Raw genomic sequence first — 12,581 nt, 5'->3', positions numbered from 1 at the left:
TGGATGCGCTGCGGGAGGCGCTGGCGGCGGCGGCCTCGGCGCGGGCGGGGCTCTCAGCAGAAGCAGGGCTGACGCGCCCCCGCCACCGCGCGGCGCTGACCGAGGCGGCCACTTGGCTGGACGAGGCGGTGGCGGCGCCGCTGCCGGAACTGGCTTCTGAGGCGCTGCGGGCTTCGGTGCGGGCGTTGGGGCGGCTGACCGGGCGCGTCGGTGTCGAGGATGTGCTGGACGTGGTATTCGGGGATTTCTGCATCGGAAAATGACGCGGGGGCGGTATATCCCTGCCATGCGCGACATGACATTCGATGTGGTGGTGGTGGGCGGCGGCCATGCCGGCACCGAGGCCGCCGCGGCTGCGGCCCGCTGCGGCGCCCGGACCCTGCTGCTGACCCACAAGCTGGAAACGCTGGGCGAGATGTCCTGCAACCCCGCCATCGGCGGTGTGGGCAAGGGGCATCTGGTGCGCGAGATCGATGCGCTGGACGGGCTGATGGGCCGCGCCGCCGATGCGGCGGGCATCCACTTCAAGCTGCTGAACCGCAGCAAGGGCCCGGCGGTGCGCGGGCCACGCGCCCAGGCGGACCGCAGGCTCTACCGCCAGGCGGTGCAGGCGCTGCTGGCGGAGCAGGCCAACCTGACCATCCGTGCCGTGGCGGCGGAAGGGATCGAGCGGGATGCCGCCGGGCGCATCCGCGCCGTGCTGACGGCCGATGGCGCGCGCATCGCCTGCGGCGCCCTGGTCATCACCACCGGCACCTTCCTGCGGGGCGAGATCCATATCGGCGAGACGCGCATCCCGGCGGGGCGGGTGGGGGATGCGCCCTCCGTCGGGCTGGCCCTGGCGATCGAGGGCCTGGGGCTGCCGATGCGCCGGCTGAAGACCGGCACGCCGCCGCGCCTGGATGGCCGCAGCATCGACTGGAACAGCCTCGAGATGCAGCCGGGGGACGAGGCGCCGGAGCCGCTTTCCTGGCTGACGGAGCGCATCACCAACCCGCAGGTGCAATGCGGCATCACCGCCACCACGCCGGAAGGCCATGCGCTGATCCGCGCCAACCTGCACCGGGCGCCGATCCATTCCGGCCAGATCCAGGGGGTGGGGCCGCGCTACTGCCCCTCGATCGAGGACAAGGTGGTGCGCTTCGCCGAGCGGGAGCGGCACCAGATCTTCCTGGAGCCGGAGGGGCTGGACGACCCCACCATCTATCCTAACGGCATCTCCACCAGCCTGCCGGAGGATGTGCAGCGCGCCTTCATCGCCTCCATCCCCGGGCTGGAGAAGGCGGTGATCCTGCGGCCGGGCTATGCCATCGAATACGACCATGTGGACCCCCGCGCGCTGGCGGCGACGCTGGAGGTGCGGGAGGTGCCGGGGCTGTTCCTGGCCGGGCAGATCAATGGCACCACGGGCTATGAGGAAGCCGGCGCGCAGGGGCTGCTGGCGGGGGTGAACGCGGCGGCCCTGGCGGGCGGCGGCAAGCCACGCAGCCTCGCGCGCACCGAGGCTTATCTCGGCGTCATGGTGGACGACCTGACGTTGCAGGGCGTCAGCGAGCCCTACCGGATGCTGACCGCCCGGGCCGAGCACCGGCTGGCGCTGCGCGCCGACAATGCCGGGCTGCGCCTGACGGAGACCGGCATCGCCTGGGGCTGCGTCGGGCCCGAGCGGGCGGCGAAGCACCGCCGCTTCGCCAGCGATGTGGCCGATGCCCTGGCGCGCGCCCGCGCCGAGGGCGGCACCCCCGCTGGCCTGCAGGCGGCCGGCATCACCATCAACCAGGATGGCCGCTGGCGCTCCCTACTGGAGGTGCTGGCGCTGCCGGAACTGGATGCCGCGGCACTGGACCGTGCCTTCCCCTGGCTGGCGGAGTTGCCGCGCGGCGTGCGGACGCAGTTGGAGGCGGAGGCGCTCTATGCCCCCTACCTTCAGCGCCAGGCGGCGGAACTGCGGCTGATCGAGCGGGAGGAACGGGCTACCATTCCAGCCGGGTTGGACTTCTCCGCCGTGCCGGGCCTGTCCAATGAAATGCGCCAGCGCCTTTCCACGGCCCGCCCGGCGACCCTCGGTGGCGCCGGCCGCGTGCCAGGAGTGACGCCGGCCGCCCTGGCCGCCCTGGCCGTGCATCTGCGCAAGGTGGAGCGTTTCACGTGAAACAGGATGTCGTGCAGGTTCTGCCTCCCTTTGCCGTTTCACGTGAAACGGAAGCCCGTATCGATGCCTTCGTGCCGCTGCTGCTGCGCTGGAACGCCCGCATCAACCTGATTGCCCCCATGACCGAGGCCGCGGTGCGGCAGCGCCATGTGGCGGATTCCCTGCAACTGCTGCCGCTGGTGCCGCCAGGGGAGGGACCCTTGGGCGACCTTGGCAGCGGCGGTGGCTTTCCGGGGCTGGTGCTGGCCATGGGGCTGGAGCGGCCGGTGCATCTGGTGGAATCGGACCGGCGGAAGGCAGCCTTTTTGCAGACCGCCGCCGCTGAACTGGGCCTGCGCCATGTGCAGGTGCATGCCGAACGCATCGAGGCCGTGACATTGCCGCCGCTCGCGGTACTGACCGCCCGTGCCCTGGCGCCTCTTGAAAAAATGCTGCCCTGGGCCGAGCGCCTGCTGGCGCCGGATGGTGTCGCCATTTTTCCCAAGGGGCGTAGCGCTTTGGAAGAGTTGCAAGCCGTTGAGCCGGGCTGGACATTGGCCGCCGAGCGGTTCAAGAGCAGCACCGACGCCGACGCTTCCATTTTCCGCCTTTCCAGGATTCGCCGTGCCGGGGCCTGACCGCACACCACGCCGTATCGCACTCGCCAACCAGAAGGGCGGAGTGGGCAAAACCACTACCGCCATCAACCTGGCCACCGCCCTGGCCACGCGCAAGCGCGTGCTGGTCATCGACCTCGACCCGCAGGGCAATGCCTCCACCGGGCTGGGGCTGCCACGCGCGGGCCGGGGGGATGGCAGTTACGCGCTGCTGGTGGGGGAACGCCCTCTGGCGGAGCTGATGCAGCCCACCAAGGTTCCTAACCTGTTCCTGCTGCCGGCCGATAACGACCTCGCCGGTGCCGAGATCGAACTGGTGGGGATGGAGAACCGTGAACGCCGGCTGCGGCAGGCGCTGGATGCGGCGGCGGAGACGCTGGCGAAGTTCGACTTCATCCTGATCGACTGCCCGCCCTCACTGGGGCTGCTGACGTTGAATGCGCTGGTGGCGGTGCAGTCCGTGATGATCCCGCTGCAGACCGAGTTCTTCGCGCTGGAGGGCGTCTCGCAGATCACCCGCACGATCGAGCGGGTGAAGCGTGCGCTGAACCCGACGATCAGCCTGGATGGCATCGTGCTGACCATGTTCGACCGCCGCAACAACCTCTCGGAGCTCGTGGCGAACGATGTCCGCGCCTTCTTCCGCGACAAGGTGTTCGAGACGGTGATCCCGCGCAACATCCGGGTCAGCGAGGCACCTTCGCACGGCCTCCCGGTGCTGCTCTACGACATGAAATCCACAGGCGCCCAGGCTTACATCAAGCTGGCCGCCGAGCTGCTGCGGCGTGAGCGCGCCGCCGCCAAAGCCGCCGGAGCGCAGCAGGCATGAGCGGACGCAAACCCTCCCGGCTCGGCATGGGCCTCTCGGCCCTGCTGGGTGACCAGCCGGCGCAAGCGGCCAGCAGCATCCCTCGCACGCTGCCGGTGGAGGCGCTGGAGCCCGGCCCCTTCCAGCCGCGCGGCCCTATCGACCAATCCGGCCTGGCGGAACTGGCGGCCTCCATCCGCGAGCATGGCGTGCTGCAGCCGATCCTGGTGCGCCCCAAGCCCGGCGCTCCCGGCACCTATCAGATCATCGGTGGGGAGCGCCGCTGGCGCGCCTCGCAACTGGCGCAGAAGCACGAGGTTCCCGTGGTCATCCATGAACTGGACGACCGCGCCGCCATGGCGGCATCCCTGGTGGAGAACCTGCAGCGCGAGGACCTGAACGCGCTGGAGGAAGCCCAGGGCTACCGCCGCCTGACGGATGAATACGGCCTGACCCAGGAGCATCTGGGCCGCGCCGTGGGCAAGAGCCGCAGCCATGTGGCCAATACGCTGCGCCTGCTGGGCCTGCCGGACAAGGTGCGGGAGATGCTGGGCCGTGGCAGCCTGTCCGCCGGCCATGCCCGTGCCCTGCTGACCTCGCCGGACCCGGTGAAGCTGGCGGAGATGGTGGTGACGCGCGGGTTGAACGTGCGCCAGACCGAAGCCCTGGCCGCCGCCTCCGAGCGCCAGCGCCCGGCCAAGGCCGAGGATGCCAATACCCGTGCCCTGGAGCGCGACCTGACGGCCAGGCTGGGCCTGAAGGTCAGCGTGCGCCATGGCAACCGGGGCGGGCAGATCACCATCGGCTACAAGGATCTGGATCAGCTCGACAGCCTGATCCGCCTGCTGAACCCGAGCTGAGCCGCAGAACAAACTCGAAAAGGAAAGAAGGGGCCTGGGGAATTCCTTCCCCAGCCTTGCTTTTCTACCCGCGCCGCCGCGCCGCCAGCGCCTGCCGCGCCAGCGTCATGATTGCCGCCCGCGCGATGGTCTGGTCCGGGATCGGCCGCGCCGCGGAGCTGGATTTGGTGCGCTTCTCCGCCTCCAGCAGCATCTCCCCCGCCTGGGCGAGAGATGCGGGAGACCAGCAGCGCAGCGCCCGCTCGAAGCCCGGCTTGTGGCGAAAGAACACCGGTGGCCGCAGCCCCTCCAGCGCCGAGGATGCACTGGCGCCCTGCGCCATGGCCAGGGCGGCCAGATGCAGCCGCTGCACATGTCGCAGCGCCGCGCGCACCACCATCACCGGATGCGCGCCTTCCGCCAGGGCGGCGTCCAGGGCGCGGTCGGCCACCGCGACCTCGCCCGCCGTGGCGGCGATCAGCGCCTCGTCCAGGTCCAGGGTGGAGCCATCGCCGATGCAGGCCAGAACGTCTTCCTCGCCCAGCCGGCCGCCTTCGCCGGCATAGAGGGCGAGCTTCTCGATCTCCCGCCGCAGCATCATGCGGTCCTCGCCCATGCGCCCGGCCAGCCATTCCAGGGCGGAAGGCTCGGCGGTGACGCCCTGCTCGCGCAACAGGGCGGCGATGGTATTGGCGAGATCGGCGCCGCGCTCCCGGTAACAGGCAATGACCGCGGCCTCGGGATGCGGCTCCAGCAAGGCGCGCAGCTTGGCGCGGGCGGGCAACTCCCCGGCTTCCAGCAGCAGCAGGGCATCGCCGGGGGAGGCCAGGGCTTCCTTCACGCCGGCGGCCAGGGCATCGCTGGCATCCCGCACCCGCACCAGGCGGCGGCCGCCGGTCAGCGCCAGCGCGGAGATCTCGGCGGAAAGGGCACCGGGCTTGGCGGCTGCCTCTCGCGGCAGCTCGGACAAGCGGAAGGGGTCGTCGCCGCCGATCACGGCCTGCTGGATGGCCTCGGCGCGCTCGCGGACCAGCCCGGCATCCTCCCCGTGCAGCAGCACGGCACGGGTGGTGCCAGGGTCCTTCAGAAAGGCGGGAAGGCGGCGCGCGTCGAGCTTCGCCACCGTCAGCCGGCGTCCTGCCCCCGGAAGCGCACCGCCAGCCGGGTGACGATGTCGTCGGCCATCTGGTCCACCAGGCGCGTCACCATGGCATCCCGCGCCGCATCGGCGGCGAAGAACTGGTTGTCCGGCAGGTCGAAGGCATCCAGCGTCCGCTCCGTGCCATTGGCGACGGGCTGCGGCGGCACCTCATTGGTGGTCAGCCACCAATTGGCGGTGGCGGTGTAGCGCATGCGGGTGGGCAGGCCATCCGGGCGGATGCCTTCCTGCTCGACCCCAAAGCTCGGGAAGGCGGTCAGGGTATAGCGGGGCGAGGATTGCCCGCCGGCCCAGAGACGCTGCTGCAGCGCGCGGCGCATCAATTGCCCGGTGCGTTCCGGGATGCGCGCCACGTCGATGGCGCCCAGCTCCGCCGCCACGGCGCCGTCCACGGGATCGGCGCGGCCGTAGAGCGGCCGGAAGCCGCAGCCGGACAGGCCCAGCAGACCGGCGGCGCCAAGGCCCAGCAGGGCCCTGCGGCGCGGCCGGAGCAGGCGGTCAGACGACGAAGTTGACGATGCGTCCCGGGACATGAATGCGCTTCCTGATCGGGCGCCCGGCAATGGCGCGCTGCACGTTCTCATCGGCTTCGGCCTGGGCGAAAACCGCGGCCTCGTCCGTGCCCACCGGCACGGCAATGGTGGCCCGCAGCTTGCCCAGCACCTGCACCGCCAGCGTGACACTATCGGCGGCCGCCAGGGAAGCGTCGGATTCCGGCCAGGGCAACTGCGCCACCAGCGTCTTTTCACCGGGCCGCAGCAGCGACCAGAGTTCCTCGGCCAGATGCGGCATCATCGGGCTGATCAGCCGCGTGACGGCTTCCAGCGCCTCGCGCCGCGCGGCGCCATCGGCCTCCGCCGCCGCCTCGATGGCATTGGCGAATTCATGGATGCGGGCGACGGCGACGTTGAAGGCGAAGGTCTCCAGCGCCTCGGTCACCGCCGCGATGGTGCGGTGGGTGGCGCGGCGCAGGTCGCGGCCGGCATCGGCGGCGGGCAGGGTGCCCGGCGCCGGCAGGCTGGCCAGGTTGTTGGAGACCAGCCGGAAGAGCCGCTGCGTGAAGCGGGAGGAGCCGGAAACGCCGGCCTCCGTCCATTCCATGTCGCGGTCGGGCGGGTTGTCCGAGAGGATGAACCAGCGGGCGGTATCGGCGCCGTAGCGGTCGATGATGGCGCCGGGGTCGATGGTGTTGCGCTTCGACTTCGACATCTTGTCGTTGCGCGACACCGTCACGGCGAGGCCTGTGGCCTTTTCCACCGCGCCCCCGTCAGGGGTAGCCTCCACCTCCTCCGGGGACAGCCAGCGGCCATCCTGGGCCCTGTAGGAGGCATGCTGCACCATGCCCTGGGTGAACAGCCCGGCGAAGGGCTCCGGCGTGGCCAGCTGACCCATGCCGTTCAGGGCGCGGGTGAAGAAGCGGGAATAGAGCAGGTGCAGGATCGCGTGCTCGATGCCGCCGATATACTGGTCCACCGGCAGCCAGCCATTGGCGGCCTCGGCCACCAGGGGCGTTTCCGCCTTGGGCGCGGTGAAGCGGGCGAAGTACCAGGAGCTGTCGACAAAGGTGTCGAAGGTATCGGTCTCGCGCCGCGCCTGGCCGCCGCAATGGGGGCAGGAGACGTGCTTCCAGGTCGGATGGTTGTCCAGCGGGTTGCCGGGCCTGGAGAAGTCCACATCCTCCGGCAGCACCACCGGAAGCTGGTCCTGCGGCACCGGCACGGCGCCACAGGCCTCGCAATGGATGACCGGGATGGGGCAGCCCCAGTAGCGCTGGCGGGAGACGCCCCAGTCGCGCAGGCGCCAGTTCACCACGCCCGTGCCGGCGCCCTTGGCCTCCAGCGCGTCGATGGCGGCCCGCTTGCCCTCGGCGGTGCCCAGCCCGTCCAGGAAGCCGGAGTTATAGAGGGTGCCGTCCTCGGTATAGGCGGTCTTGCCGATGCTGAAGGTGGCGGGGTCCTCGCCCGGGGGCAGGATGACCGGCGGCACCGGCAGGTCGTACTTGCGTGCGAAGTCCAGGTCGCGCTGATCGCCGGAGGGGCAGCCGAAGATGGCGCCCGTGCCGTATTCCATCAGCACGAAATTGGCGATCCAGACCGGGAAGGTCTCGCCGGTGAAGGGGTGCTTCACCCGCAGCCCGGTATCCATGCCGCGCTTCTCGGCCTGCTCGATGGCGGCCTCGGAAGTGCCGAGGCTGCGGACCTCCGTGATGAACTCGGCGATCTTGGGGTCACGCGCGGCGGCGGCAGCGGCCAGCGGATGCTCGGCGGCGACGGCCAGGAAGCTCATGCCAAAGAGCGTGTCGGGGCGGGTGGTGAAGACCTCCACCTGCTCCATGCCCTCGACCGGGGTGGCGAGCTCGAAGCGCACCCGCGCGCCCTCGGAGCGGCCGATCCAGTTGGCCTGCATCAGCCGCACGCGTTCCGGCCAGCGCTCCAGCCCATCGAGGGCGGAGAGCAGTTCCGGCGCGAACTTGGTGATGGAAAGGAACCACTGGGAGAGCTTCTTCTTCTCCACCAGCGCGCCGGAGCGCCAGCCGCGCCCGTCGATCACCTGCTCATTGGCCAGCACGGTATTGTCCACCGGGTCCCAGTTGACCCAGCTTTCCTTCCGTTCCGCCAGCCCGGCCTTCATGAACTCCAGGAAGAGCTTCTGCTGCTGGCCGTAGTAGGAAGGATCGCAGGTGGCGAATTCCCGCTCCCATTCCAGCGACAGGCCCATGCGCTGCAGCTCGGCGCGCATGGCGGCGATGTTCTGGTAGGTCCACTTGGCCGGATGCACGCCGCGCTCCCGCGCAGCGTTCTCGGCCGGCAGGCCGAAGGCATCCCAGCCCATGGGGTGCATCACCTGATGCCCGCGGGCCCGCTTGTAGCGCGCCACCACGTCGCCCAGCGTGTAGTTCCGCACATGCCCCATGTGGATCTTGCCCGAGGGGTAGGGGAACATCTCCAGCACGTAGTATTTCGGCCGCGTGCCATCCGGCACATCCGGGGAGCGGAAGCACCCTTGCTCCGACCAGGCTTCCTGCCAGCGCGGTTCGGCCTTGGCGAAGTCATAGCGCGCCGGCTCGGCACGCTGGCTGCCAGGCTCGCTGGAAGAACGGGAAGAGGTCACGGCGTCATTCATGGACTGGGGCGATCGATCTGCTCAGGCAATACGGAAAACAGGCATAGGCGCCCGGTGCGGCAATGGGAAGGGCAAGCCCCGCAGGGCTGGCCCTTCCCATACAGGCATCTTCCGCGGGCCGCAGGGCCCTGCGGCGTCAGCGCGCGGCGGCGGAGAGGCTGCGCAGCTCCCGCGCACGGGCCAGCACCTGGTTCTCCAGGTCGGTGGCGGTGCTGGCGGAGGCGGGGGCATCGACCCAGCCGCCGCCCTGGCGCACCTGTCGGAACACCGTCACCCGCACGCCGTCGGAACGGAGCTGGCGGCCGAGAATATAGGCCGTGGCGCGGAAGCGCTCATCCGGGGTGGCGGGGGGCGCGTACCAGTCGGTGATGATGACGCCGCCGAAGGGGTCGGCCGAGGAGAGCGGCAGGAAGGACAGCGTGTCCAGCGTGGCGCGCCAGAGATAGGCGTTCACGCCCAGCCCGGCACCATCCTGGTCACCGCCGCTGCCGCGCTGGGAGCGGTCGGTGCCCAGGAGCAGGATACCATCACTGCCACCCAGCCGGCCCTGCACGCGGGCGCGGCGGCTGTCATCGTAATATTCGTCGTTACCCACGGGGCGGCCATAGCCGCAGCCGGCGAGGACGGGGAGGAGCAGCCCGAAGGCGAGGAACTTGCGCATGGCTGCCGCACGATAGGGGGGCGCCGGTTTCAATCAAGAGCAAAAGCGGCGGGGCGGTGCAGAGTCGCCACCAGAAGCCATGGCTGGTGGCCAAAGAAAAAGGCGGCGGGTTTCCCCGCCGCCTTTCCGCAGCCTGTGATCCGGAAGGATCAGAAGGCGATGCGGGTGCCAACCAGAACGACGTCGGACTGGGTGGTGTTGTTGTTGCCACCAACGCGGCCGGCGGAGAAGTCGTAGCCGTCTTCGTTGCGCTTCAGGTTGGTGTACTCGGCCACCAGCTGCAGGCCCGGAGCCAGGGTGTAGTTGGCGCCGACGGACCACAGGCGGTCGTTACGGGCGCTCGTACGGATGTCCTGGTTACCAGCGCCGCGGGTGTTGGCGAAGTTCGCACCAACGGTCAGGCCGGCGATGGAGTAGGAGGCGCCGACGAAGACCGTCTGGAAGCCACGGGTGTCGTTACGCTCGCCGGGGTTCGGGCGGTTCAGGAGGCCGAGGCCCATCGCGCCGTCACCGAAGGTGTAGTTACCACCGACCAGGAAGCCGTAGGCGGTCGCCTGCAGACCGAAGGAGAAGGCGTCGAAGCCCTTGGCGGAGGGGCCGTCGATGTTCTTGGTCGCGTCGGCGCCGATGTAGCCGGCATTGGCCTGCAGGCCCACGCCAGCGAAGCTGCCACGGTAGCGGATGGCGGCCTGACGCTCGTTGCGGAAGCGCGCGCTGCCCAGGCTGTAGGAATAGGCGCTGGCGCGGTCGCAGGCGGGGGACACGGCGTCGGTGGTGCAGCCCGTGTCCTCGCCCTCGCCGTTGGTGAAGGCGAAGGAGGCGCCGAAGTCGAAGCCGAAGAACTGCGGCGAGGTGTAGATGATCTTGGTGCTGTCGGCCAGGTAGCCGCCGGCAACGTAGGTCGGGCGGTTGTTGGCGCCGATCACGTTGTCGCCCCAGTCGCCGTCGACGCCGCCCGTGCCGAAGTTGGTCACGAAGCCGGTCAGCATCGCGCCGAGCACAACGCCGTCCTCGTCACCGAAGCGCAGCTGGCCCATCGTGGGCGAAGCCACCCAGACGTACATCTCGTCGGTGTCCAGCTGGGTCTTGCTGGAGGTGTTGGACGTGGCGCCACGGTTGTAGTCCACCTGCAGCTCGATCGTGGAGCCGTAGGTCAGGCCGTTGGCCGTCTTGCCCTCAACGATCACGTGCACTTCGGCGTCGGAGGCGAAGTCGGACTTGCCCGTGCGCACCGTGCTGGTGGTGGCATTGTCCTGATCGGTGAAGGAATAGTTGAAGCGGAAATAGCCGCCCACGCGGACCGTCGGCGCCTGCTGAGCAGCAGCTTCACCAGGGCCAAACAGTGCGGCAGCGGCAACCGCGGTGGTCGCCAGCAAAATCTTGCGCATCCCAATAACCTCCTCACGCGCCGGTGCGTACCGGCTGTTCCCGCGGCTCGGCCTGTCCCCCTCGACAGACCTGCCCGTTGCCGATCGACACCGGGTGAAGCCCAGGCGGGACTATGGTTCACCCAGGAGAAGGGGAGCAATGGTTCGTGAGGGGCCAACGCGACATCAGCGAGACAGTGTGGCGTGGATGCAACATGGAGGCCACTCTCCCTGGCCTGGAGCAGCCCGGCAGGCGCTTGAGCAAGGGAAGCAGCGCCCTTACCGTCTGTGATTATGACCCCGATTGCTTCTGCCCTGGAACGAATCCGGGACCGCATTGCCGCAGCCTGCGCCACCGCCGGCCGCCGGCCAGAGGAGGTGACGCTGGTCGCCGTCTCCAAGACCCATCCAGCTGAGTCGGTGGCCGAGGCCCTGGCCGCCGGGCAACATGTCTTCGGCGAGAACCGGGTGCAGGAGGCCGCCGCCAAATTCCCGGCGCTGCAGCCGGCACATCCGCAGATGCGCCTGCACCTGATCGGCGCCCTCCAGACCAACAAGGCACGCGACGCCGTGCGGGTAGCGGATACCATTGAGAGCCTGGACCGCCCGCGCCTCGCCGCCGCGCTGGCCGATGCCATGGCGCGCGAAGGGCGCCGCCCGCGCCTGCTGATCCAGGTGAATATCGGCCAGGAGCCGCAGAAGGCCGGCATCGCGCCAGAGGCCGTGGACGACTTCCTGGCCTTCTGCCGGGAGGAGCACGGGCTGGAGATCGCCGGCCTGATGTGCATCCCGCCCGCCGAGGATGCACCCGGACCATATTTCGCCCGCATGGCCGCGATGGCCTCGCGACTCGACCTCAAGACTCTGTCCATGGGCATGAGCGGTGATTTCGAAGCCGCTATCGCCGAGGGCGCCACCCATGTGCGGGTAGGCACCGCCATCTTCGGGCACCGGCCTTACCCGGTGGGCTGAATGAAGTGCCGGGGCCAAGGGGGCGCCGCCCCCTTGGAACCCCCGCTGGGGTGACAGTGTCACCCCAGGCCCCGCCATTTCTTATCTTGTGGCGCGGTGGTTCCGCCGGAGGCCCATGACCTCCGGCGACTGCGGCTTCAGCCCGCATGGCCTTTCAGGTTTCAACATGAGCCACTGGCGCCGCGCCGCGTCCTTCAAAACCCCGCCTTGAACTGACAGCGGGGTCCGGGGTGGACTTTCCACCCTGGCGGGAGTGTCCAGAGAGGGCAGAGCCCTCTTTGGCCCCGGCTTGGTCGCTTCAGGGCAGGTTTTGCAACTCGCGTTCCAGGAACGGCCGCCACGGTGCTTCGGCCGGCGTATCCGCCAGCAGGGCCTGCCAGGTGGCGCGGGCGTTCTGCGGCCGGCCGGCGCGGGCTTCCAGCAGGCCGGACAGGAAGCGCAGGCGCGGGTCCCGCGCATCCTGGCGCATCGCTTCGGCGATGACGGTGCCGGCGGCTTCCATCTCGCCCCGGCCGATCTGCAGTTCCGCCAGCTCCGCCGCCACCCCGGCGTCGAATCGGATGGCCAGGGCACGGGAGAAGGCTTCGGCGGCGGCATCCATCCGGCCGCGCCCGCGCTCGGCATTGCCCAGCAGCAGCCAGCCCTGGCGGGCGCCCTCGCTCTGCGGCGGCACGCTCTCGATGCGGCTGCGGAGCTGCGCCAGCAGCGCGTCGTCCCGCGCGGCAGCGGCGGCGCGCTCGACATAGGGTGCGGCGGGGACATCCGGGGCGCCGTGCCAGAGGTAGAGCGCGATGCCTCCGGCCGGGATCAGGAAGAGGCCAGCAGCCAGCAGCGCGGCGCTGCGTGGGTTGGCGGGCGGCGCGGGCTCGGCCGGGGCGGCCAGCAGGCGGCGCTGCACCTCGGT

At 70.0% G+C, this 12,581-nt stretch carries 11 protein-coding genes and 1 pseudogene; 6 read left to right on the top strand and 6 right to left on the bottom strand.

The window, feature by feature from the left end; all coding sequences use genetic code 11:
• From IBL25_RS20005 to IBL25_RS19985, 5 genes and pseudogenes are all read left to right on the top strand, one after another.
• Window positions 1–263, top strand: a pseudogene (locus tag IBL25_RS20005) (tRNA uridine-5-carboxymethylaminomethyl(34) synthesis GTPase MnmE); the annotation flags it as partial.
• Window positions 264–286: 23 nt separating this feature from the next.
• Window positions 287–2,152, top strand: coding sequence for a tRNA uridine-5-carboxymethylaminomethyl(34) synthesis enzyme MnmG (gene mnmG / locus IBL25_RS20000; RefSeq protein WP_187780276.1), 1,866 nt, complete (start codon window positions 287–289; stop codon window positions 2,150–2,152).
• Complete coding sequence (gene rsmG / locus IBL25_RS19995) at window positions 2,149–2,769, top strand: 16S rRNA (guanine(527)-N(7))-methyltransferase RsmG (protein ID WP_187780275.1); 621 nt, start codon at window positions 2,149–2,151, stop codon at window positions 2,767–2,769. The genes mnmG and rsmG overlap by 4 nt, the downstream gene beginning before the upstream one ends.
• Window positions 2,756–3,577 carry a ParA family protein gene (locus IBL25_RS19990; protein ID WP_187780274.1) on the top strand — a complete coding sequence of 274 codons (822 nt, stop codon included), beginning with the start codon at window positions 2,756–2,758 and terminating at the stop codon, window positions 3,575–3,577. The genes rsmG and IBL25_RS19990 overlap by 14 nt, the downstream gene beginning before the upstream one ends.
• Entirely contained in the window at window positions 3,574–4,416 is an 843-nt protein-coding gene (locus IBL25_RS19985; protein ID WP_187780273.1) for a ParB/RepB/Spo0J family partition protein, read from the top strand. Before IBL25_RS19990 ends, IBL25_RS19985 begins: the two co-directional genes overlap by 4 nt.
• A gap of 64 nt (window positions 4,417–4,480) precedes the next feature.
• Here IBL25_RS19985 and holA read toward each other — a convergent pair whose 3' ends face one another.
• The 5 genes from holA to IBL25_RS19960 all read right to left on the bottom strand — a co-directional run bounded on the left by holA (window position 4,481) and on the right by IBL25_RS19960 (window position 10,726).
• Window positions 4,481–5,518 (bottom strand): DNA polymerase III subunit delta, encoded by a 1,038-nt coding sequence (holA, locus tag IBL25_RS19980; RefSeq protein WP_187780272.1) that lies wholly within the window; start codon window positions 5,516–5,518, stop codon window positions 4,481–4,483.
• 2 nt (window positions 5,519–5,520) lie between these two features.
• On the bottom strand, window positions 5,521–6,087 hold the full coding sequence (lptE, locus tag IBL25_RS19975) for an LPS assembly lipoprotein LptE (protein ID WP_187780271.1): 567 nt from the start codon (window positions 6,085–6,087) through the stop codon (window positions 5,521–5,523).
• Window positions 6,053–8,677 (bottom strand): leucine--tRNA ligase, encoded by a 2,625-nt coding sequence (gene leuS, locus IBL25_RS19970; protein ID WP_187780270.1) that lies wholly within the window; start codon window positions 8,675–8,677, stop codon window positions 6,053–6,055. Before leuS ends, lptE begins: the two co-directional genes overlap by 35 nt.
• A 136-nt stretch (window positions 8,678–8,813) precedes the next feature.
• A complete protein-coding gene (locus IBL25_RS19965) occupies window positions 8,814–9,338 on the bottom strand; it encodes a DUF3576 domain-containing protein (protein ID WP_187780269.1) in 525 nt (174 codons plus the stop codon).
• A 149-nt stretch (window positions 9,339–9,487) separates the two neighbouring features.
• Complete coding sequence (locus IBL25_RS19960; RefSeq protein ID WP_187780268.1) at window positions 9,488–10,726, bottom strand: porin; 1,239 nt, start codon at window positions 10,724–10,726, stop codon at window positions 9,488–9,490.
• A 273-nt stretch (window positions 10,727–10,999) separates the two neighbouring features.
• Here IBL25_RS19960 and IBL25_RS19955 point away from each other — a divergent pair, with 273 nt between their 5' ends.
• Window positions 11,000–11,677: a YggS family pyridoxal phosphate-dependent enzyme gene (locus IBL25_RS19955; protein ID WP_187780267.1), complete on the top strand. Its 678-nt coding sequence runs from the start codon at window positions 11,000–11,002 to the stop codon at window positions 11,675–11,677.
• A gap of 298 nt (window positions 11,678–11,975) precedes the next feature.
• Here the strand turns inward: IBL25_RS19955 and IBL25_RS19950 are convergent.
• The coding region (locus IBL25_RS19950; protein ID WP_367615648.1) for a tetratricopeptide repeat protein at window positions 11,976–12,581 on the bottom strand (606 nt) is incomplete at its 5' end.

This window comes from Pseudoroseomonas ludipueritiae (genome assembly GCF_014490445.1).
In the GTDB taxonomy this organism is placed as follows: domain Bacteria; phylum Pseudomonadota; class Alphaproteobacteria; order Acetobacterales; family Acetobacteraceae; genus Pseudoroseomonas; species Pseudoroseomonas ludipueritiae.
The sequence above is the reverse complement of the archived record's forward strand: the minus strand, read 5'-3'. Positions and strand labels throughout refer to the sequence as shown.